The following is a 245-nucleotide window of genomic DNA, read 5'->3' on the forward strand; positions in this document are numbered from 1 at the left end:
GCCGGCGGCGAGGCGATGAAGGCGTAGCTGGTGTCGGCGGCGATGTAGCCCTGAAGCCGCGCTGGCTTGCGGAACCAGGCCGGTAAACCAAGAGCGGAGTCCGCCGGCGAACCGCTGAAACCGGGGTTGGCGTGTGCGTACTCCGCCAGCCTGGAGCGGTAGAGCAGCAAGCTCCTGGCCAGGGTATCGACCTCGGCCAGTTCGGCGCTCGAGGTCGCGTGGTCGCTTTGTACACTCAGCCAGGT

The 245-nt window shown here is 67.3% G+C and carries 1 protein-coding gene; it reads right to left on the reverse strand.

All coding sequences use genetic code 11. The features are described 5' to 3' along the window. Nucleotides 1-245 (reverse strand): type IV pilus biogenesis protein PilM (pilM, locus tag HMPREF2924_RS20155; RefSeq protein ID WP_168172963.1); only part of this gene is annotated, 245 nt, incomplete at both ends.

This window comes from Pseudomonas sp. HMSC063H08, from assembly GCF_001813645.1.
GTDB lineage: Bacteria > Pseudomonadota > Gammaproteobacteria > Pseudomonadales > Pseudomonadaceae > Pseudomonas > Pseudomonas aeruginosa.